This window comes from Geodermatophilus bullaregiensis, from assembly GCF_016907675.1.
GTDB classification, from domain to species: Bacteria; Actinomycetota; Actinomycetes; order Mycobacteriales; family Geodermatophilaceae; genus Geodermatophilus; species Geodermatophilus bullaregiensis.
In genome coordinates this window covers 4,016,752-4,037,284 of sequence record NZ_JAFBCJ010000001.1, presented here as the reverse complement: position 1 = coordinate 4,037,284, position 20,533 = coordinate 4,016,752, and the positions used below count along the sequence as shown (strand labels likewise).

Sequence of the window (20,533 nt, the reverse complement as noted above, 5' to 3'; positions counted from 1 at the left end):
GGTGGCCCGGTCCCGTGGGCACCCGCCCGCGGTCGGGTCAGACGTCGGGGCTGTAGGTCGCGATGAACTCCGCGTACCGGCGCGCCCCGACACCCGAGGACACGTCACCGATCCGGAGCACGGTCAGGCCGAGGTACCCCCACGTCTCGAAGGCCTCGTCGATGTTGTCCCAGCCCTCGTCGTTGGTGACCCCGCCGGCGAGCGCGTTCTCCCCCTTGAGCTCGACGCCGACGCGGAACGCGTAGTCGCCGATCCACTGCACCAGGGTCTGGGCCAGCGAGTACGCCTCCGGACCGGGCTGGTCGTCCATCTCGAGCGCGGTGAAGTGCATGACCACCTCGCGCGGCCCGCCGTCGAACCGGTTGGCCAGCTCGACGATCCGCTGGTAGCCGTGCCCGGTCGCCCACGAGTCGAGGTCGACGCTGGTCTGGATCAGGCCGGTGGTCACCTCGGTGGCCCGCGGGTGGATCGGGTGGGTCATCTGCCAGTGGATGCCCGGGACCTTGTAGCCGATGTCCGCCTCGGGGAAGTCCCGCCCCAGCGCGTGGACGACCGTCCGCAGCACCCGCTCGCCGTGGTCGACCAGCGAGCCGTTGTACCAGTCCACGAAGTCGCGGCCGTACTGCGTGTCCAGGTACGCCCGGCTGGTGAAGAACGCCTCGGCGTCCTCGGGCGGGCCGATCTGGTCCACCGACGTGTGGTCCGTGCCCCAGGCGCCGTTGACCGCCTCCAGCGAGCCGTACCGGTCCAGCACCTCCTCCTGGAAGTCCTGGACGGCCAGTGGGGAGTACGACTGCAGGGCGCCGCGCGTCGGGTAGCCGGTGCCCTCGTCGTGCTGGTTGTAGGAGGGGTACCGCAGCTCGCCGGACGGGCCGAGCGAGACGTTGACCTCCACCACCTCCTCGGCGTAGACGTCGCCGTACTGCTGCTCAAACGCGCGGGTGAAGTCCCGGTACTCGTTCATCACCACCCGGTCGGCCCAGCCCTGCACGCTCTCGGGGCTGTGGTTGCCCTGCTCGCTCCGGTGCTGGAGCCCGGTCGGGCCGAGCAGGATGCCGCGGTGGGTCCGGTCGGCGTACTTCGTCCACAGCCACGACGGCAGCAGGCTGGTGTAGTCGTCACCGACGTTCCCCCCGGCCTGGTGGAACGACAGGATCGGCGCGAGGTCCAGGCCCTCGGACGTGATCACGTCGAAGACCCGGTCGTAGTAGCTCCAGTCGAACCGGTTGTCGGCGGCACCCTCGACGTCGCCCCACCACACGTCGACGCTGACGGCGTCCACGCCGTAGGCGGCCACGGTCTCCAGGTCGGCCTCGAACGCCGCCCAGTCGGTCACCTTCAGCGGCGCCATCACGTTGGCGGTGAACTCCGGGTGGTCCAGCGCCACGGGCCCCGGAGGCACCGGGCCGTCCACCGGAGCAGCCTGGGCGGTACCGGCGCCGGCGAGCAGCAGGCTGAGGACGGCGAGCGTGACTGTGGCGTGCCTCACACCCGCCATGCTGCCAGCCCGTCGTACGGCGCCCCAGGCGGGTGCCCGACCAGGATCGTCGGCCCGGCGTGTCCGGCCGGACTCGCGGTCCCGACCGCCCGTGGACCCCGGCCCGGCCACTCCCCCGGCGCCGCCCTCAGTTGCGCAGCGTCTGCACCAGAGGGCAGCTGAACGGGTCCCGGGCGCCCAGCCCGACCGCGTTCAGGTACCGGACGACGATGCCGTAGGAGCCGACCAGGCTGGTCTGGGTGTAGGTCACGCCGTTCGCCCGGCAGAACGCCCGCACGATGGGCTGGGCCCGCCGCAGGTTGGGGCGCGGCATGCTCGGGAACAGGTGGTGCTCGATCTGGTAGTTGAGGCCGCCCATCGCCGCGTCGGTGAGGAGCCCGCCGTCGATGTTGCGCGACATGAGCACCTGCCGGCGCAGGAAGTCCACGCGGGCGCCCTCCGGCACGATCGGCATGCCCTTGTGGTTGGGCGCGAAGGCGCCGCCGAGCAGGAGCCCGAAGACGCCGAGCTGGACGGCCAGGAAGGCGGCGGCCTTGCCCGGGGACAGGACCAGCAGCACGGCCGCGAGGTAGCCGGCCAGCCGGCCGACGACGAGCACCAGCTCCACCCGGCGGTGCGCGAGATCGCGCCGGGTCACCAGCACCTGGAGGCTGGCCACGTGGAGGTTGAGGCCCTCCAGGAGGAGCAGCGGGAAGAAGGCCCAGCCCTGGCGGGCGGTCAGCCAGGCCGCCAGACCGGTCCGCGGGGCGGCGGCGGCCGGGGTGAAGGCGAGGACACCGAGCCCGATGTCGGGGTCCCTCCCCTCCTGGTTCGGGGCGCTGTGGTGCCGGCTGTGCTTGTGGGACCACCAGCCGGCGCTCAGGCCGGCGAACGCCCCGGCCATCACCCGCGCCGCCCAGTCGTTCCAGCGGGCCGAGCCGAAGACCTGCCGGTGCGCCGCGTCGTGGGCGAGGAAACCGAACTGGGTGACGACGACGGCCAGGACGGCGGCGACCCCGAGCTGGAGCCAGGAGTCCCCGAGCAGGGCGAAGGCCACCCAGACCCCGGCGAACGCGCCGGTCATGACGAGCATCTGCGTCCAGTACCAGGCGCGCCGCCGCTGCAGCAGTCCCGCCGCCTGCACCTGGCGGGACAGCTCGCCGTAGGTGCTGGTCTGCCGGTCCGTCCGCGGACGGCGGACGGTCGGCCGATCGGCGACGCGGGGCGCCGGGTCGAGCAGGGGGGATGCCATGGACTGCGCCTCCGGGAGGACGGACGGGTGTACCGCCGGGTCCGGGGCAGTACCGCCACGGTAACCCGGCCGCGTCGAGCACGCGGCCGGCCACCGACGGCCCCGGCGTCCCCACTCCCCAGGGGGCTCCCGTGCCCCCTGGGGACACGCCCGCTGGAGACGTGCTCGCTAGAGGCGCAGCGCGCCGGAGACGACCTGCGCGGCGAGCGCGTGCAGCGGGACCCCGGTCCGCCGGGCGTGCGAGCGCAGCACGGTGAACGCCTCGCCCACCTCGACGCCGGTGCGCTCGGCCAGCACGCCCTTGGCCTGCTCGATGAGGACCCTGCTGTCGAGCGCGGCCTGCAGCTGCTCGGCCAGCAGGTCCCGCGACCGGATGGTCCGCTCCTGCATGAGGCCCACGGTCGCGACGTCGGCCAGGGCCCGGGCCAGTCGCATGTCCGCCTCGCTCAGCGCACCGGTCGCCACGCGGAACACGTTCACCGCCCCGATGACCTCGTCGCGCAACCGCATGGGCACCGCCTGCGCCGAGGCGAAGCCCGCCTGCTCCAGCCGGGCGGTGAAGTCCGGCCAGGCGCGGCGCATCTCGCCGAGGTCGGCCTTGGTCACCGCCTGCCCCGTGTGGAAGGCCTCCAGGCACGGGCCCTCGTCGCTCTGCAGCTCGAAGAGCTCGACCAGCCGCACCTCGTGCGAGGTCGCCGCCATCACCTCGAGGCCGCCCCGCTGGTCGGCGAGCATGATGCCCCCGGCGTCGCCGTCGAGCAGCCTGACCGTGCGCTCGATCAGGGTGTGCAGGAAGTCGACGAGGTCGAACTCGGCGACCAGCGTGTCCGCCAGCTCCACGAAGGTCTCCGCGACCTCTTGCTCCCGGCTCGTCACGACGACCCCTTCTCTGGACTGCCGTCCACGTCCCGTCCTCCCGGGCCCGTCGAGACCCCGTCCTCACTGTCGTCGAACCGCACGCGCCGTGCCACCACGTCGCCGGCGAGGTCGGCCATGCGGCGGTCACGGGCGAAGGCGGCGGCGCGCAGCCGGAGCAGCGCCTCGACCACGCCGACGTCCAGCTGCACCGAGATCATCCCGGCGGCCTGGTGCACCACGGCCCGCCGGTCCACGACGTCGGCCCACCCGTCGACACCGGGGACCGTGTCGTCCTCCTCGCGCTCCTGCAGGTGCAGCAGCACCGCCGCGGCCGCGTCGGCGAAGGCGAAGGCCTCGGCGAGGTGCGCACCGGACAGCGGGCCGCGACGGTCGCGGTAGAGGTCGAGCACGCCGATCGCGACGGCACCGACCTGCAGCGGGAAGGTGAACGCCGCCGCGATCCCCGCCTGCGCGGCGCCGAAGGCGAACGCCGGCCACCGCACGACCCCCTCCACGCCGAGGTCGGAGCACAGGACCGGCCGTCGCGACGTCGAGGCGTCCGCGCAGGGCCCCTCGCCCAGGGTGAACTGGAGGTCCTCCATCTGCTGCGCGGGACCGCCGGTCGCCGCCACGAGCCCGCTGACGCCCTCGCCGCTCACCAGCGCGAGGCCCACCCCGGTCATCCCGGTGGCCTGCCGGCAGTCCTCGACCAGGTGGTCCGGCCAGGACGCGGCCGGCCCGGCGGCGGACAGGGTGGCGAGGATGTCCGCCACCCGCGCTCCGGCCATCGTCGCCGCCCGTCCACTCGGAGGTGCCGGCCCTCGACCCGGCCACCGGCCGGGACCGCCCGACCTGCCGGAGGGCTCCGCACCGCAGCCCGCGGGCGCCATGCTCGCAGGTGCGGGCGGGCGGGGACCAACCCGGGCGCACGGCCCGGCCGGTCCCCGGGGGCCGGCCCCCGCGCTGCGGTCCGCTGCCGCGTGCTGCACCCCCGCGGGACCCCTACGATGGACGCAGGCCGTCCCGGTCCGGCACCGTCGCCGACCGCGGACCCGTCGCCGCAGGTGCCATCGCCGGCACCGTCCCCCTGAGTGCGCCCTGCCGCACCTCCCCCTGCCCTCCCCGCCCAGGAGACCCGTGCCCGTGAACCCACCCACCCCCGACCCCACGACGGCCGCCGACTGGTGGCGCCAGGCCGTCGTCTACCAGGTCTACCCGCGGAGCTTCCGCGACCTCGACGGCGACGGCCTCGGTGACATCCGCGGGGTGACCGAGCGGTTGCCCTACCTGCAGCGGCTCGGCGTGGACGCCGTCTGGCTGAGCCCCTTCTACCCCTCCGCCCTCGCCGACGGCGGCTACGACGTCGACGACTACCGCGACGTCGACCCCCGACTGGGCACGCTCGAGCAGTTCGACGAGATGGTCGCCCGGGCCCACGCCCTAGGCGTCAAGGTCGTCGTCGACGTCGTCCCCAACCACTCGTCGAACCGGCACGCGTGGTTCACCGAGGCCCTCGCCTCGCCGCCCGGCTCCCCCACCCGTGACCGCTACGTCTTCCGCGACGGGAAGGGCCCCGACGGCAGCGAGCCGCCGTCGGACTGGATGTCGCACTTCGGCGGCCCGGCGTGGACCCGCGTCCCCGACGGCCAGTGGTACCTGCACCTGTTCGCCCGGGAGCAGCCGGACCTCAACTGGGACAACCGCGAGGTGCGGGAGGACTTCCTGCAGACGCTGCGCTTCTGGTCCGACCGCGGCGTCGACGGCTTCCGGGTCGACGTCGCGCACGCGCTGGCCAAGGACCTGTCCGAGCCGCTGCGCGACTACGGCGGCGTCCACCCCGACTCGCGGACCGAGCTGCCCCTGGACGGCAGCCACCCGCTGTTCGACCGCGACGAGGTGCACGAGATCTTCCGCGAGTGGCGCAAGGTGCTCGACACCTACGACCCGCCGCGGTCAGCCGTGGCCGAGGCGTGGGTGACCACCAGCCGGCGGGTGCTCTACGCCCGGCCCGACGAGCTGGGGCAGGCGTTCGACTTCGAGTTCCTCGTGTCGCCGTGGTCGGCGGAGCAGTTCCGGGTGGAGGTCGACGGTGCGCTGTCGGCCGCCGCGGCGGCGGGGGCGTCGGCGACCTGGGTGCTGTCCAACCACGACGTCGTCCGGCACCGGTCGCGCTACGCGCTGCCCAACGGCACCGACCTGGACGGCTGGCTGCTCTCCGGCGGCACGCACCCGGCGCCGGACGACGAGCGCGGCCTGCGCCGCGCCCGGGCGGCGACCCTGCTGATGCTGGCCCTGCCCGGCTCGGCCTACCTCTACCAGGGCGAGGAGCTCGGCCTGCCCGAGGTCGCCGACCTGCCGGCCGAGGCGCTGCAGGACCCGATCTGGGAGCGCACCGGCCACGCGCAGAAGGGCCGCGACGGCTGCCGCGTGCCGCTGCCGTGGACCCGCGAGGGGTCCTCCTTCGGGTTCGGGGACGCCGGGTCCTGGCTGCCCCAGCCCGCGTGGTTCGGCGAGTACTCCGCCGAGGCGCAGGACGGCGCCGAGGGCTCGACGCTGGAGCTGTACCGGGCGGCGCTGCACCTGCGGCGGGAGCTGCGGGCCGACGAGTCGCTGCAGTGGCTCGGCTCGCGGCCGGTCGCCGCGACCCACGTCCTGCACCTGCGCCGGTCGACCGGGTGGGAGAGCGTCACCAACTTCTCCGACGCCGACGTCGACCTGCCGGCCGGCGAGGTCCTGCTCGCCAGCGGACCGCTCCCCGGCGGGGTCCTCCCGCCGGACACGACGGTCTGGCTGCGCCGGGCGCAGGACTGAGGAAGGGCCCTCCTGCCCCCCACCGCTCGCGTGCTCGCGGCGGGACCCTGCAGGAGGGCCGATCGGTTCCGGGCCGGGGAGTGACCACTCCCCGGCCCGGCGCCTCAGTGGTGGTAGGCGTGCACGACCGCGTGGCCCTTGCCGCGGCCCATGAGCCAGCGGTTGACCGGGAGGGTGACCACGAAGGCCACGGCGAGCGCGCCGGCCAGTGACAGCCAGAACACCGCCGAGGACACCCCGGCCTCCATCGCCCCCGGCACGGACACCATGACGGCGTTGTCCACGACCTCCATCACCGTGATCGAGACGGTGTCGGCGGCCAGGGCCACCTGCAGCGCCCGCCGGAGCGGCAGGCCCGCCCGCAGGACGCCGCGCATGGTGAGCGCGTAGCCGAAGACGAAGGCCAGCCCGACGGCCAGCGCCACCGTGGCCCCGGTGGACAGGCCCACCGACGTCCCGATCACCATCCCGAGGACCTCACCGATGGCGCAGCCGGTGAGGCAGTGCAGCGTGGCCTGCGCGGCCATCGCCCAGCTGACCGGCCCGCTGCCGGGCGCCGAGGCGTGGTCGTGCGCGGTGCGCGCCGTGTCGTGCTGCGTGTGCATGTCGTCCTCCTCCGTCGACGGACCGAAGGTACCCCCAGGGGGTATCAGGACACAACACCCGGCGGCGCGCTCACATGCCGGTGACGATGCGCTGGAGGTCGGTGGCCATGCCCGTCGCCTCCCGCGAGGCCCCGACGATGGCCTCCTGCGCCTGCGCGGTGGAGGCGGTCTGCTCCTCGACGGCGGTCGCGATGGTGGTCTGCGCCGCCACCACGTCGGCCATCACCTCCTGGACCCTGCCGAGGGCCGTGCCGGCGGCGACGACGTCCCCGCGGACGGCCTCGACGACGCGGCGGATCCGCTCGGTGGCCTGCGCCGTCTCGGAGGCGAGGTCCTTGACCTCCCCGGCGACCACGGCGAAGCCCTTGCCCGCCTCGCCGGCGCGGGCGGACTCGATGGTCGCGTTGAGCGCGAGCAGGTTGGTCTGGTCGGCGATGGTGGAGATGCTGCCGGCGATCTGGTCGATCTCGGCCATGGTGGCGGCCAGGCGCTCCACGGTCTGCGCGCTGTCCCGGGAGCTGGCGCTGGCCTCGTTGGCGGTCGTCGTGGCCTGGCTGGCGGCGGAGGCGATCTCACCGATGGCCGCGCGCAGGCCGGCCATCACGGCGGTGGCGACGCCGACGTTCTCGTCCAGCCGCCGTCCGGCCGCGACGAGTCCGCTCAGCTGGTGCCCGAGCTCCGCGGTCCGCTCCTCGCGCTGGGCGAGCGCGGCGGCGGCCTCCTCCGCGGTCCGCACCCGCTCGGCGGCGAGCTCCTCCTGGGCCCGGACCTGGGCGGCCTTCTGCTCGTCGGCGCGCAGCTGCTCCGCCTGCCGGGCCCGGTCGGCCACCTCGGTGAACTTCCAGCCGTAGGCCAGGAACGTCGCCTCGGCCAGGAGGAAGGCGGCGTGCAGCAGGGCGAACAGGACCGGGCTCTGCTGCGCGTGGTGGTCGGAGAACACGGAGTCGGGTGAGAGCAGGCTCATCGCGGCGTGGTGGACGGCGACGAAGGCGACGGCCAGCAGGAACGGCGTCCACATCTGGTAGAGCGCCACGAGCGCGAGGACCGCGTAGAACCAGATGTGCAGGTCCTGCAGTCCCCCGCCCACGTGCAGGAGGACGTCGGCGGCGACCATCAGGCCCAGGCTGACGGCACTGGCCCGCGCCACCTGGGCGGGCAGGGCGCGGCCGAGCAGCAGCAGGACGACGATGACCGCCAGCTGCCCCCAGAGCAGCCAGCCGGACACCCCGCGCGCCAGGCCGATGCCCGCCAACACGGGGAGGTGCACTGCGAGCACCGCGGTGATGACCCGGTGCCGGGTGCCGAAGGTCTGCTCGTCGAGCCGCACCCCCCGGGGCACGGTGGCCCACGGGCGGGAGGTGACGGAGGTGGTGCCGGACACGGCGGACGTCGGACGCACGCAGGGCTTTCGGCCCGCGGCCCGGACGACTTGAGTGCAACCGGCGGACCGGCGCGTTCCGTGTCCGGCCGCCGCGCCGACCGGGCGGGGCGGGCGCGGTGGCCGGCTCGCGTCAGGGGGTGGCGGGCTCCGGCCGGGGCTCGAGGACGGCGGGCATGCCCAGCCGCACGAACAACCCGGTGTCGAGGTCGAGGAAGCTCGTGATGTGCCGGACCCGGCCCCCGTCGATCTCGAGGACGTGCAGCGCCCACGGCACGTGCACGCCGTCCCCGCGCAGCCGGTACTGGGCGAAGGCCGGGCAGCCGTTGGCCTCGGTCTGCAGCAGCCGCGAGCCCCGGCAGCCGCTGCCCGGGCCGAGCATCCAGGTGCCGATGTCGGCGGCGCCGCCCAGCCACATCTCGAACGGCGGCATGTGCTGGGTGGCGTCCTCGTGCAGCAGGGCGACGAAGGCGTCCACGTCGTAGCGCTCGAAGGCGTCGAGGTAGCGCGCGAGCAGCTCGCGCGAGTCGGCGTCCAGCGGGCGGGGCTCGGGGGTGCCGCCCATCGCCGCCAGCGTCGCCCGCGCCCGCTGCAGCGCGCTGTTGACCGAGGCGACGGTGGTCCCCAGCAGGCCGGCGACCTCGTCGGCCCGCCACCGCAGCACGTCGCGCAGCAGGAGCACCGCCCGCTGCCGCGGGGGCAGGTGCTGCAGCGCCGCGACGAAGGCCAGCCGCACCGACTCCCGGGCCACCGCCCGCTCGGCCGGGTCGCCGTCCTCGGGGAGGACCTGGCGGTCGAGCACCGGCTCCACCCACGCCTCGGCCGGCCGCTTGGCCGCCAGCGACGCCTCCACCGGCGACCACGACGACCCCGAGAGGTCCATCGGCAGGGCGCGGCGCTGCCGTCCGGACAGCTGGTCGAGGCAGACGTTGGTGGCGATCCGGTACAGCCACGAGCGCAGCGACGAGCGGCCCTCGAAGTCGGCCAGGCTCTTCCACGCCCGGACCAGCGTCTCCTGCACCGCGTCGTCGGCGTCGAACGACGACCCGAGCATCCTGTAGCAGTACCCGGTCAGCTCGCGCCGGTGCTCGAGCAGCCGCGGGTCGAGCTCGTCGGACACCCCGGTCAGCACGCTGGTCACCTGCGACCACCCCTCTTCGTCGGCGAGGGCGGTAGTCCACCACGGACCACCGACGGAACGGGAGACCCGGGAGGGCCCACCTACTGGTAGGTGACCAGCTCCGGACGCGGGGAGACCTGGGCGATCGTCTCCTCGGGGGTGAGCATCGGCGAGTCCTCGTCGTAGAAGTTCTTCCAGCCCCAGGCGAGCCCCTCCGGGCCGATGCCGTGCAGGACCCGCCAGGTCTCCTGCTTGCTGCCCTGGGGGCCCTGCCCGTCGGCGTGCACCATGACCGACAGCTCGTCGCGGGAGAGGTCCACCCGCTCGCGGCCGGGGATCATGTCCACCCGGAACTGGTGCAGCACGAGGAGCTTCTGCGGCAGCGCGTTCTGCCGGGTGAGGTCGGCCAGCCAGGTGACCACCCGGTTGACCTCCTCGACGTCCACCGAGCCGATCTGGGTGAGGTGCACCTGGTCCGGCGCCAGCCGCCACTCGGGGTCCAGGGCCAGGCCCACGTGCGGCAGCTCGAGCAGCTCCCGGTAGCGCTCGGCCTGGGTCACGAAGTCGGTGCGGCCCGGCTGCAGGTCCAGCACGACGTAGACGCCGGCCTCCCCGGCCGCGTCCACCCACGGCCGCAGCTCCTCGACCGGCGCCTCGTAGGAGTAGTCGCCCTCCTCGGTGGGGAACTCCGAGGCCACCGTGGCGATGATCTCGAAGGCCGGGACGACGGTCGCGTCGTCGACCAGCGCGTCGTAGGGCGCGGCGGTGTCGCGGGCCCGCTGGACGCTGGCCGCGACGTCCTGCTCCCCGAGCACGCCGAGCGCGCCGGTGCCCGGGTGCCCGTAGAGGGCGACCAGGAAGTGCTGCGGGAAGAGCACCTGCCCGCCACCGGGCAGCTGCGCGCCGGTGGCCGCCGTCTCCACCTTCCAGTCCAGGCCGTCCTCGTCGGCGAAGCCCGCGCCCAGCGCCACGACGGTGCCGGCGCCGGCCACGGCGTCGACCGCCTCCGCCGAGCCCCGCGGGTCGGTCGAGCCGCCGGTGAGCTGCACGCGCGCGCCGGCCGCCCGGGCGGTGGCGACGCCGGCCAGCGAGTCCGGCGTGCCGGACGCGAGGACGACGGTGTCCTCCAGCGGCTCGGCGCGGGTCACCTCGGGGAGCTCCCCGGACGCCTCCCCCTCGGCGGCGTCGGCGTCCTCGGGCAGCAGCGCGGCGGGCGCGGCGGGGTCGAGCCCCGCGACGGCGGCCGCGTCGCCGTCGGCCGGCACGGGGTCGGCCTCGGCGAGGTCCAGGCCGGTGGCGGCGGCGACGGCCTCGGCGGTGGCCGGGACGGTCACGACGTCGAGGTCGGCCCCGCCCGGCGCGGCGTCGCCGCCGACGGCCAGGACCGTCGTGGCGCCCAGCCGGTCGAGCTCGGCGGCGACCGGGTCGTCCCCGGCGCCGTCGCCCTCGGGGTCGAGCAGCAGCGGGACGCCCAGGCCGACCGCGGCGGAGGAGCCCAGCAGCGTCGCGGCGCGGTCGCCGTCGGGGGCGACCACCACGACGCCGGCCTCGTCGAACAGCGCGCGGCTGGTGCTCACCGCGGAGGCGGCGGGCTCGGCGTCGGCGACCACGGAGAGCCGCTGGTCGAGGGCCGAGGTGGCGACCGTGGCGGCCGCGGCGTCCCCTCCGCCGCCACTGGCCGACGAGGTGCAGCCGGCGGCCAGCAGGACCGCGCTCACGGCGATGGGCACGGTCCTCGGGCGCACGCGGGGACCTCCGTCCGCCGGGCACGTGGTCGCGCGGGAGGCACGACGCCGTCGGCGCGCCCGACCCGGGGGACCCTACCGATGCCCGCGCCGGGGCACCTCTCGCCGGCCGGTCCGGCCGCCGGCCGCGGACGCCGCGGACGGGTCGGCGGAACGCGGTCGCGGAGCGTCGCACCGGCCCGGTAGACAGCGGGGGTGACCGATCCCGCCGTGCTGCGCCCCGTGTCGCCCGACGAGTGGCCGTCCTTCGCGCAGGCCATGTTCGACGTCTTCGGCGAGGAACCGGACGCCTCGTTCGCCGAGCGCCCGCCGGCGACCGCGGAGCTCGACCGGACGCTGGGCCTGTGGGACGGCGACCGGGTGGCGGCCACGTCGGGGGTCTACAGCCGCACGCTCACCGTGCCGGGCGCCGTCGTCCCCTGCGCCGGCGTGACCTGGGTGACCGTCTCGCCCACCCACCGCCGCCGCGGCGTGCTCACCGCGATCATGCGCCGCCAGCTCACCGAGCTGCACGAGCAGCAGCGCGAGCCGCTGGCCGCGCTGTGGGCCTCGGAGGGCGGCATCTACGGCCGCTTCGGCTACGCCCCGGCCACCCTGCGCGGCAACCTCACCGGCCGCACGCAGCGGTCGGCGTTCCGGCCCGGCGTCGACCTGGGCACCGGCACGGTGACGCCGGTCGACGTCGAGGCGTACCGGGCCGCCGCCCCCCGCGTGCACGAGGCGCTGCGCCGCTGGGTGCCCGGCGCGCTCGAGCGCGACGAGCGCTGGTGGCAGCGCCTGCTGCGCGACCCGGCCGACCGGCGCGACGGCGCCACCGCCCGCCGGCACCTGCTGCACACCGAGGCCGACGGCACGGTCACCGGGTACGCCGCCTACCGCGTCCGCGCGCGGGAGACCACCGACGGCGAGCCCGACGGCACGGTGCTCGTCGACGAGGTCCGCGGCCGCGGCACGCCGGCGTACGCGGCACTGTGGCGGTACCTGCTCGACCTCGACCTGGTCCGCACGGTCGAGTACCCCCACGCCTCCGCCGACGAGCCGCTGCGCCACCTGCTGGCCGACGCGCGCGCCCTGCTCCCCCGGCCGGTCGACGGGCTGTGGCTGCGGCTGGTCGACGTCGACCGGGCCCTGTCGGCCCGCCGCTACCCCGCGCCGATCGACCTGGTGGTCGAGGTGCGCGACGAGTTCTGTCCCTGGAACGAGGGGCGCTGGCGGGTCGCCGGGCACCCGGCCGGTGGCTACTGCGGCCGCACCGACCTCGACCCCGACCTGGTCGTGGACGCCGGCGCGCTGGCCGCCGTCTACCTGGGCGGGGTCTCGCTGGGCACGCTGCACGCGGCCGGGCGGGTCACCGAGCTCAGCCCCGGGGCGGTCACCCTGGCGGCGACGGCGTTCTCGTGGCCGGTGACCCCGTGGTGCCCCGACCCCTTTTAGACGACGTCCCCGCGGGTGGGCAGGCCGCCGGCCGGGCGGTGCCGGTTCTGCTCGTAGTCGTGGATCAGGCCGATCCGGCGGACGTGCCGCTCCTCGCCGCTCCACGGTGCGGCCAGGAAGTGCAGCACCAGCCCGGTGGCCTCCTCGACGGAGTGCTGCCGGGCACCGATCGCGCAGACGTTGGCGTCGTTGTGCGCGCGTGCCAGCTCCGCGGTCTCCCGGTTCCACACCAGGGCGGCGCGCACCCCGGGCACCTTGTTGGCCGCGATCTGCTCGCCGTTGCCCGAGCCGCCGATGACGACGCCGAGGGTGCCGGGCTCGACGACGACGCGCTCGCCGACCTCGAAGCAGAACGGCGGGTAGTCGTCCTGGGCGTCGTACTCGAAGGCACCGCAGTCGACCGGCTCGTGCCCGGCGTCGGTGAGCGCCTGCTTGAGGTGCTCCTTGAACTCCAGACCGGCGTGATCGGTGCCCACGAAGACGCGCATGGCCCGAGTCTGTCAGGGTCGCGACGTGCCGGTGCTCGGGGTGGACGGGTGGCGCGGGGCGTGGGTCGGCGCGCTGCTCGAGGGCCGGTCGGTGACGCTGCTGGCGCTGACCGACGTGGCCGCCGTCCTCGCCGTGCCGGGGGTCGAGGTGGTCGCCGTCGACATGCCGATCGGCCTGTCCGACGACGGCGTCCGGGCCTGCGACGTGGCGGCGCGCCGGTGCCTCGGCCGCGCCGGCAGCTCGGTGTTCGCCGCACCGGTGCGCGCGGTCCTGGGTGCCGGCGACTACGCCGAGGCCCGCCGGCTCTCGGTCGGCGCCACCGGCGGGACGTCGCTGTCGGCGCAGGCGTTCCAGCTGGTCCGCTCCATCCGGGCGCTGGACGACGCCCTCGGCGACCCGCCGCTCGAGCACGTCGTCGAGGTGCACCCCGAGCTGGCGTTCCGCGAGCTGGACGACGCCGTCGCCGACCCGAAGGTCACCGCCCGCGGGCTGGCGCAGCGGCTGGCCGCGCTGCGGCCGGTGATGGACGTCGACGCCGCGCTGGCCGCCGCCCCGCCGCGGGTCCCCGCCGTGGACGCCCTCGACGCGTGCGCGGCGGCGTGGTCGGCCCGCCGCGTGGCCGACGGCGTGGCCCGGTGCCTGGGCGACGGGTCGCGCGACGCCCGCGGCCGGCCGATGCGGATCTGCGTCTAGCGGCCCCGTGCAGGGGGCCGGGAGGTCCGTCAGGTCAGGCGGCGGAGCACCGGCAGCGGCAGCACGCGCAGCAGCGCCGAGACCGGCCGCCACGGCCACTCGGGCACGTAGGCGCGCACCGGCTCGCGCTCGATGGCGGCGACGAGCGCGTCGACGCCGGTGTCGAGGTCGACGGTGAACGGGCCGCGGCGGCCGGCGTTGATGTCAGTCGCGACGTAACCGGGCAGCACCGTGGTCACCCGGATGCCGGTGCCGAGCAGGTCGGCGCGGATGCCCTCGGCCAGCGCGTTGAGCGCGGCCTTGCTCGCGCCGTACGCGGCGCGGCTGCCCTGCATGCCGCGGACCGACGCCACGGAGCTGATGACCACGAGGTGCCCCGCGCCCTGGGCGCGGAACAGCTCGACGGCGGCCTCGCACTGCGCGTGGGTGCCCAGCACGTTGGTGGCCAGGACGGCGCGGTTGACCGCGGCGGCGCCGGTGCCGATGGCCGAGCCGTTGCCGATCCCGGCGTTGGCCACGAAGCGGTCGATGCCACCCAGCTCGGCGGCCAGCTCGGGGACGCCGCACGCCACGGCGTCGGCGTCGTCGACGTCCATGGCGGCGGTGACCACCCGGGTGCCGGGGTGGGCGGCCAGCAGCTCGTCGCGCAGCTCCTCGAGCAGGTGCGTGCGCCGGGCGACGAGCGCCAGGTCACGGCCCCGGGCGGCGAAGCGCTGTGCCATGCCGCGGCCGAGGCCGGAGCTGGCGCCGGTGACGAGGACGCGCTGGCGGACGGGTCGCGGCACGCGCTCAGCATGCCGCGACCGTCCGGCCCCTGCAGCGGGGTCCTCACCTCAGCGGCGGGTGAGCTCCAGGGCGTCGGCGGGCACGGAGTCCATGTCGGGACCGGACGTGCGGGTGCGCTTGAGCTCCCAGAAGTCGGGGAGGTTGGCCAGCAGGACGGCGCCGTCGAAGGCCTTGCCGGCGTCCTCACCGGTCGGCACCCTGCTGATCACCGGGCCGAAGAACGCGACGCCGTCGATGTGCACGACCGGGGTGCCGACGTCGTCGCCGACCGGGTCCATGCCGGCGTGGTGGCTCTTCTCCAGCGCCTCGTCGTACTCGGTGGAGCCGGCGGCCTCGGCCAGCGACGCCGGCAGGCCGACCCTCTCCAGCGCCGGGACGACGATCTCGTCGAGCTCCCTGCCCTCGTGGTGCCGCAGGGTGCCCATCGCGGTGTAGAGGTCGCCGAGGACCTCGTCGCCGTGGTGCTGGGCCGCGGCGATCGCCACCCGCACGGGGCCGATCGCCTGCTCCATCATCTGCTGGTACTCCTCGGGCAGGTCGCGGCCGCGGTTGAGCACCGCCAGGGACATGACGTGCCAGTGCAGGTCGATGTCGCGCACCTTCGCCGCCTCGAGCACCCAGCGGCTGGTCAGCCAGGCCCAGGGGCACAGCGGGTCGAACCAGAAGTCCACCCGTGCCGCGGTCGGGGCGCTCTGCACTGCCTCGGTCATCGCTCACCTTCGCTCTCGTCGTCGTCCGGCCGCCTGTCCCGCCCGGACCGCTGTCCGCTGGCAAGTGCCCCGGCCGGGCGGTTGTTCCCCGTGGTCCCGGGCGTGTCGACGGATCGTGGGAAGCTGCCGGGCGTGGCCGTACCCAACCTGACCCGCGACGACGCCGCCGCCCGCGCCCGGCTGCTGGCCGTCGACAGCTACGACCTCTCCCTCGACCTCACCGACGGCACCGGGCGCCCGGGCACGGGCACCTTCGCCTCGACGACGACGGTGCGCTTCACCTGCCGCGAGCCGGGCGCGACCTCGTTCATCGACCTGGTCGCCGAGCGGGTGCACTCGGCCATGCTCAACGGGGTGGCGCTCGACGTCGGCACCTACACCGAGGAGGGCGGCCTGCCGCTGGCCGACCTCGCGGCCGACAACACCCTCGAGGTCGTCGCCGACTGCCGGTACTCCAACTCCGGCGAGGGCCTGCACCGCTTCGAGGACCCGGAGGACGGGCAGGTCTACCTCTACACGCAGTTCGAGCCGGCCGACGCCAAGCGCGTCTTCGCCTGCTTCGACCAGCCCGACCTCAAGGGCAGCTACACGGTGCACGTGGTCGCGCCGTTCGACTGGCAGGTCGTCTCCAACACCGGCGGGCGCACCATCGAGGCCGGCCCGGGTGGCTCGCAGCTGGTGCACTTCGAGCCGACCAAGCGCCTGTCGACCTACCTGGTCGCGCTCGTCGCCGGGCCCTACGCGCGGGTGACCGACGACCACGAGGGCATCCCGCTCGGCCTGTACTGCCGCGCCTCGCTGGCCGAGCACCTCGACCCCGACGAGCTGTTCCGGGTGACCAAGCAGGGCTTCGACTTCTTCCACCGGGTCTTCGACTACCCGTACCCGTTCGACAAGTACGACCAGCTCTTCGTGCCCGAGTTCAACGCCGGGGCGATGGAGAACGCCGGTGCGGTGACCATCCTCGAGGACTACGTCTTCCGTTCGCGGGCCACCCGGGCCAAGTACGAGCGGCGTGCCGAGACGGTGCTGCACGAGCTGGCGCACATGTGGTTCGGCGATCTCGTGACCATGCGCTGGTGGGACGACCTGTGGCTCAACGAGTCCTTCGCCACCTACATCAGCACGCTGTGCCAGGCCGAGGCCACCGAGTACACGACCGCCTGGACGACGTTCGCCAACGCCGAGAAGGCGTGGGCCTACGCGCAGGACCAGCTGCCCTCGACCCACCCGATCGCCGCCGACATGGTCGACGTCGCCGCCGTCGAGGTGAACTTCGACGGGATCACCTACGCCAAGGGCGCCTCGGTCCTCAAGCAGCTGGTCGCCTACGTCGGCCGGGAGGAGTTCCTCGCCGGCATCCGCCGCTACTTCCGCGACCACGAGTACGGCAACACCACGCTGGCCGACCTGCTCGACCCGCTGTCGGAGGCCACCGGCCGCGACCTGACCGAGTGGTCGGCGCAGTGGCTGGAGACCAGCCAGGTCAACACCCTGCGGCCGGTGTACGAGCTCACCGACGACGGCCGCTACGCCTCCTTCGCCATCGAGCAGACCGCCGTCCCCGAGCACCCGGTGCTGCGCCGGCACCGCCTGGCTGTCGGCCTCTACGACCGCGGGTCCGACGGGCTGACCCGCACCACGCGGGTGGAGCTGGACGTCGACGGGGCGCGCACCGAGGTCGCCGACCTGGTGGGTCACCCGGTCGCCGACCTCGTGCTGGTCAACGACGACGACCTCACCTACGCCAAGCTGCGCCTCGACGAGCGGTCGCTGGCCACGCTGCGCACCCACATCGGGGCGATGCCCGACTCGCTGCCCCGCGCGCTGTGCTGGGCGGCGGCCTGGGACACGACCCGCGACGCCGAGCTGCCCGCCCGTGCCTGGGTGCAGCTGGTCCTGGCCGGCATCGACGCCGAGACCGAGATCAGCGTGGTGCAGTCGCTGCTCGCCCGGGTGCAGACGTCGCTGACCAGCTACGCCGACCCGGCGTGGGCCGAGACGGGGTGGACGGCGCTGGCCGACAAGTCGCTGCAGGCGCTGGAGGCGGCCGAGCCGGGCAGCGACGAGCAGCTGCAGTGGTCGCGCACGCTGTCCTCGGCGGCCCGGACCGAGGCGCACGCCACGGTGCTGCGCGGCCTGCTCGACGGCGCACGGGTGGTCGAGGGGCTGGCGGTCGACGCCGACGCCCGGTGGGCGTTCCTCAACGGCCTGGTGGCGATCGGCGCGGCGGGGGACGCCGAGATCGACGCCGAGGCCGAGCGCGACGCCACCGCCACCGGTGCGCGCCGGGCGGCGACCGCGCGGGCGCTGCGGCCGACGGCGGAGGCCAAGGCGGAGGCCTGGCGGCAGGCCTTCCACGACGCCGACGTCCCGAACGCCGTGCACGAGGCGCTGGTGGCCGGCTTCTGGCACCCGGCGCAGCGGGAGCTGACGGCGCCCTACGTCGACCGCTACTTCACCGAGATCGGCCCGATGTGGGACCGGCGCCCCGGCGAGATCGCGAAGAACGCCGTCCAGTACCTCTTCCCGCCGGTGGTCGAGGAGGACACGCTGCGGGCCGCCGACGCGTGGCTGGCCGAGGAGGACCACCCGGCAGCCCTGCGCCGACTGGTCAGCGAGGGCCGTGACGGCATCGCCCGCGCCCTGCGCGCCCGGCAGCGGGACGCCGCGGAGAGCTGAGGGCCGCGCGCGCGGGAGGGCCGGGACCCGGCGGGTCCCGGCCCTCCCGCACCGACCCCTCGGCAGCCTCCCGTCGCGCGCTCGCGAGCGGTGAGGGCGGAGGGGTCCTCCGCTGCTAGTGGGTGTGCGCGCCGCGCGGGTGGCCGGCCTGGTCGGACAGCTGCCGCAGGCCGTTGACGATGCCGCCCACGAGGTCGCCGGAGGAGAAGGAGTTCGTCATCGACAGCACGGCCAGCGCGCAGGCGCGGTCGGGCAGCCGGCGGGCGGCGGAGGGGCCGGTGACCACCTCGATGACCCGCTGCCCGGGCGAGACGGCCAGGAGCACGGAGTCGGCCGGGTCGCCGCCGCGGGCGTGCAGCTCCTCGGCGCGCAGGCGGGTCTGCGACCCGAGGTCGCCGATGTAGAGCGTGAAGCGCAGGCCGGTCTCGCGCGAGGACATGGTGAGCGCCTCGTCGAGCCGGGCCAGCTCCCGGTAGCTGAAGACCGTGTCGTAGGCCTCGTCGGCCCGGTTGGGCGCGGTGTCCCTCGTCCCGGTGTCGTGGGGTTCGGCGTGCAGGACGCGGGTCATCGCCGGCCTCCGGGGACGGTCGCGGGGTGGGTGGGGGTGCGGGCGGTCATCGCGGTGCGGTCACCAGGTCCCGCGGGCGCCGCCGAGCGGGCCGACGGAGCCGGGCACCGGGGCGCCGGCCGAGACCGCGGTGGCGCCCTGCGACCCGGCGGGCAGGGCGCGGTGGCCGTCCGACGAGCCGATGCCCGCGGTCTCGCCGTACAGCGAGGACCCGACCGCCTGGGTGTCGCCCTCGCCCGCGGTGTGCGCCGGGGCGCCGACCGGCTGGGGCTCGTACCAGACCGGCTCGTGGTCCCAGGGCTGGCCCGGCTTGTACTGCACGCCCTGGCGCCGCCGTCCGCCGGGCAGGTAGGTGAACGCCCACAGCAGGAGGTAGACGGCCAGCGGAGCGCCCACGAAGACGAGCAGGGTCTCGACGACGGTCACGCCGCACAACCTACCGCCACGGCCCCTCGGCTATGCGTGCGCGTCCCAACCCGGCGGGCGGCGTCGCGACCACGGCCGGGCCTCCTCCAGCTGGGCCGAGAGCGCGATCAGCGTGGCCTCGTCGGCGGGCCGCCCGACGAGCATCGTGCCGATCGGCAGGCCGTCGTCGGTCCACCACAGCGGCAGGCTCACCGCCGGCTGCCCGGTGACGTTGTAGAGGGCGGTGAAGGCGGCGTAGGCCTTCTGCCGCTCGAAGTCCGCGGCGCCGTCGCCGTCGGCGTCGAACCAGCCGAGCGGGCGCGGCGTCATCGTGGTCACCGGCGCCAGGAGGACGTCGAAGCCCTCGGTGGCCTGCACGTAGCGGCGGGAGAACAGCCGCAGCGCGGTGAGCGCCTCCATGGCGCCCCGCGCCGACAGCGCCAGGCCGCGGGCGCGCAGCACCCGGGTCAGCGGCCGCAGCTCCCGCACCCGCCCGGGCGGCACCGGCAGCGTCGTCCCCGACAGCGACCACACCCGCTCGAAGGCGGCGAGCACGTCCGGGCCCAGCAGGCCGGCCGGGACGTCGACCACCTCGTGACCGAGGTCCTCCAGCAGCCGGGCGGCGTCGTCGAAGGCGGCGGCCACCTCCGGGTCGAGGACGGCCCCGGGCACGGCCGACTCCCGCGTCCGGCCGATCCGCAGCCGGCCGACCGGCCGGTCGGCGTAGCCGAGGAACGTCTCCCCCGGCGGCGGCGGAGGCGCCCAGGACGCGTCGCCGGTCACCGGGCCGGCCATCGCGTCGAGCAGTGCCGCGGCGTCGCGGACGGTGCGGGCCAGCGGGCCGTTGGTGCCCAGGCCCGTGACGTCTCCGCCGAGCGGGGCGTTGCTCACCCGGCCGCGGCTGGGCTTGACGCCCACCAGGGCGTTGACGCTGGCCGGGATGCGGATGGAGCCGCCGCCGTCGCTGCCCTGCGCGACCGCGACCATGCCGGCGGCGACGGCCACCGCCGCCCCGCCGCTGGAGCCGCCGGCCAGCCGGGTGCGGTCCCAGGGGCTGCGCGCCGGTCCGACCAGGTCGTTGTCGGTGTAGCAGGGGAAGCCGAACTCCGGGGTGTTGGTCTTGCCCAGGCTGATCGTCCCGGCCGCGGCCAGCTTGCCGACGACGGCGTCGTCGACCTCGGGCACGAAGTCGGCGAACACCGTGCAGCCGAAGGTGGTGCGGACGCCGGCGGTGTTGTTGAGGTCCTTGATCGCCGTGGGGACGCCGAGCAGCGGCGGCAGCTCCCCGCCGCGCAGCACCCGCGCGTCGGCCGCGGCGGCCGCGGCCAGCGCCCGCTCGGGCGTGACCGTGACGAAGGCGCCGAGCCCGGCGTCGAGCGCCTCGACGCGGGCCAGGGCGGAGCGGACCAGCTCGGTGGGGCTCACCTCCCCCGCGCGGACGGCGGCCGCCTGCTGCAGCGCGGTGAGCTCGTGCAGCTGTGTGCCGGTCACGGTCGGGGACGCTATCGGCGACGGGTAGA

The 20,533-nt window shown here is 75.3% G+C and carries 18 protein-coding genes; 4 read left to right on the top strand and 14 right to left on the bottom strand.

The genetic code is table 11. From position 1 onward, the window contains the following. Nucleotides 1-37 precede the first annotated feature (37 nt). The 4 genes from JOD57_RS19335 to JOD57_RS19320 all read right to left on the bottom strand — a co-directional run bounded on the left by JOD57_RS19335 (nucleotide 38) and on the right by JOD57_RS19320 (nucleotide 4,360). Complete coding sequence (locus JOD57_RS19335; RefSeq protein ID WP_307824798.1) at nucleotides 38-1,489, bottom strand: family 14 glycosylhydrolase; 1,452 nt, start codon at nucleotides 1,487-1,489, stop codon at nucleotides 38-40. Nucleotides 1,490-1,625: 136 nt separating this feature from the next. After that, entirely contained in the window at nucleotides 1,626-2,729 is a 1,104-nt protein-coding gene (locus JOD57_RS19330; RefSeq protein ID WP_204693510.1) for a fatty acid desaturase family protein, read from the bottom strand. A gap of 168 nt (nucleotides 2,730-2,897) precedes the next feature. Beyond that, the gene (locus JOD57_RS19325) at nucleotides 2,898-3,605 is read right to left on the bottom strand and encodes a GAF and ANTAR domain-containing protein (protein ID WP_204693509.1); all 708 of its coding nucleotides are present in this window, start codon (nucleotides 3,603-3,605) and stop codon (nucleotides 2,898-2,900) included. Beyond that, the gene (locus tag JOD57_RS19320; RefSeq protein WP_204693508.1) at nucleotides 3,602-4,360 is read right to left on the bottom strand and encodes a GAF domain-containing protein; all 759 of its coding nucleotides are present in this window, start codon (nucleotides 4,358-4,360) and stop codon (nucleotides 3,602-3,604) included. The genes JOD57_RS19325 and JOD57_RS19320 overlap by 4 nt, the downstream gene beginning before the upstream one ends. Before the next feature lie 370 nt (nucleotides 4,361-4,730). Here JOD57_RS19320 and JOD57_RS19315 point away from each other — a divergent pair, with 370 nt between their 5' ends. Beyond that, nucleotides 4,731-6,398, top strand: a complete 1,668-nt coding sequence (locus JOD57_RS19315; RefSeq protein WP_307824797.1) for a glycoside hydrolase family 13 protein — start codon at nucleotides 4,731-4,733, stop codon at nucleotides 6,396-6,398. Nucleotides 6,399-6,502: 104 nt separating this feature from the next. On the opposite strand, the gene JOD57_RS19310 is transcribed toward JOD57_RS19315, so the two are convergent. From JOD57_RS19310 to JOD57_RS19295, 4 genes are all read right to left on the bottom strand, one after another. Continuing rightward, nucleotides 6,503-7,003, bottom strand: a complete 501-nt coding sequence (locus JOD57_RS19310) for a DUF4396 domain-containing protein (protein WP_204693506.1) — start codon at nucleotides 7,001-7,003, stop codon at nucleotides 6,503-6,505. Nucleotides 7,004-7,073: 70 nt separating this feature from the next. Then, nucleotides 7,074-8,384, bottom strand: coding sequence for a methyl-accepting chemotaxis protein (locus tag JOD57_RS27055; RefSeq protein WP_307824796.1), 1,311 nt, complete (start codon nucleotides 8,382-8,384; stop codon nucleotides 7,074-7,076). A gap of 130 nt (nucleotides 8,385-8,514) precedes the next feature. Next, nucleotides 8,515-9,522, bottom strand: coding sequence for a sigma-70 family RNA polymerase sigma factor (locus tag JOD57_RS19300; protein ID WP_204693505.1), 1,008 nt, complete (start codon nucleotides 9,520-9,522; stop codon nucleotides 8,515-8,517). Between the two features lie 80 nt (nucleotides 9,523-9,602). Then, complete coding sequence (locus JOD57_RS19295; protein WP_239568644.1) at nucleotides 9,603-11,219, bottom strand: hypothetical protein; 1,617 nt, start codon at nucleotides 11,217-11,219, stop codon at nucleotides 9,603-9,605. Nucleotides 11,220-11,441: 222 nt separating this feature from the next. On the opposite strand from JOD57_RS19295, the gene JOD57_RS19290 reads away from it, so the two are divergent. Beyond that, nucleotides 11,442-12,680 (top strand): GNAT family N-acetyltransferase, encoded by a 1,239-nt coding sequence (locus JOD57_RS19290; RefSeq protein WP_204693503.1) that lies wholly within the window; start codon nucleotides 11,442-11,444, stop codon nucleotides 12,678-12,680. Here JOD57_RS19290 and JOD57_RS19285 read toward each other — a convergent pair. Further along, nucleotides 12,677-13,168 (bottom strand): ribose-5-phosphate isomerase, encoded by a 492-nt coding sequence (locus JOD57_RS19285; RefSeq protein WP_204693502.1) that lies wholly within the window; start codon nucleotides 13,166-13,168, stop codon nucleotides 12,677-12,679. The genes JOD57_RS19290 and JOD57_RS19285 overlap by 4 nt on opposite strands. A gap of 25 nt (nucleotides 13,169-13,193) precedes the next feature. Here JOD57_RS19285 and JOD57_RS19280 point away from each other — a divergent pair, with 25 nt between their 5' ends. Then, on the top strand, nucleotides 13,194-13,862 hold the full coding sequence (locus JOD57_RS19280; RefSeq protein ID WP_204693501.1) for a DUF429 domain-containing protein: 669 nt from the start codon (nucleotides 13,194-13,196) through the stop codon (nucleotides 13,860-13,862). A gap of 29 nt (nucleotides 13,863-13,891) precedes the next feature. Here the strand turns inward: JOD57_RS19280 and JOD57_RS19275 are convergent, their stop codons facing one another. Both JOD57_RS19275 and JOD57_RS19270 read right to left on the bottom strand, forming a co-directional pair. Beyond that, complete coding sequence (locus JOD57_RS19275; protein WP_204693500.1) at nucleotides 13,892-14,647, bottom strand: SDR family oxidoreductase; 756 nt, start codon at nucleotides 14,645-14,647, stop codon at nucleotides 13,892-13,894. A gap of 48 nt (nucleotides 14,648-14,695) precedes the next feature. After that, entirely contained in the window at nucleotides 14,696-15,358 is a 663-nt protein-coding gene (locus JOD57_RS19270) for a mycothiol-dependent nitroreductase Rv2466c family protein (RefSeq protein WP_204693499.1), read from the bottom strand. A gap of 132 nt (nucleotides 15,359-15,490) precedes the next feature. On the opposite strand from JOD57_RS19270, the gene pepN reads away from it, so the two are divergent. Next, complete coding sequence (gene pepN / locus JOD57_RS19265; protein WP_204693498.1) at nucleotides 15,491-18,040, top strand: aminopeptidase N; 2,550 nt, start codon at nucleotides 15,491-15,493, stop codon at nucleotides 18,038-18,040. A gap of 115 nt (nucleotides 18,041-18,155) precedes the next feature. Here pepN and JOD57_RS19260 read toward each other — a convergent pair whose 3' ends face one another. From JOD57_RS19260 to JOD57_RS19250, 3 genes are read right to left on the bottom strand one after another with little or no spacing between them, the layout of a single operon-like run. Beyond that, nucleotides 18,156-18,608 carry a DUF5130 family protein gene (locus tag JOD57_RS19260; RefSeq protein WP_204693497.1) on the bottom strand — a complete coding sequence of 151 codons (453 nt, stop codon included), beginning with the start codon at nucleotides 18,606-18,608 and terminating at the stop codon, nucleotides 18,156-18,158. Nucleotides 18,609-18,668: 60 nt separating this feature from the next. After that, nucleotides 18,669-19,034 (bottom strand): aa3-type cytochrome oxidase subunit CtaJ, encoded by a 366-nt coding sequence (ctaJ, locus tag JOD57_RS19255; protein ID WP_204693496.1) that lies wholly within the window; start codon nucleotides 19,032-19,034, stop codon nucleotides 18,669-18,671. Between the two features lie 30 nt (nucleotides 19,035-19,064). After that, nucleotides 19,065-20,504 (bottom strand): amidase, encoded by a 1,440-nt coding sequence (locus JOD57_RS19250; protein ID WP_204693495.1) that lies wholly within the window; start codon nucleotides 20,502-20,504, stop codon nucleotides 19,065-19,067. Between the last annotated feature and the right edge of the window lie 29 nt (nucleotides 20,505-20,533).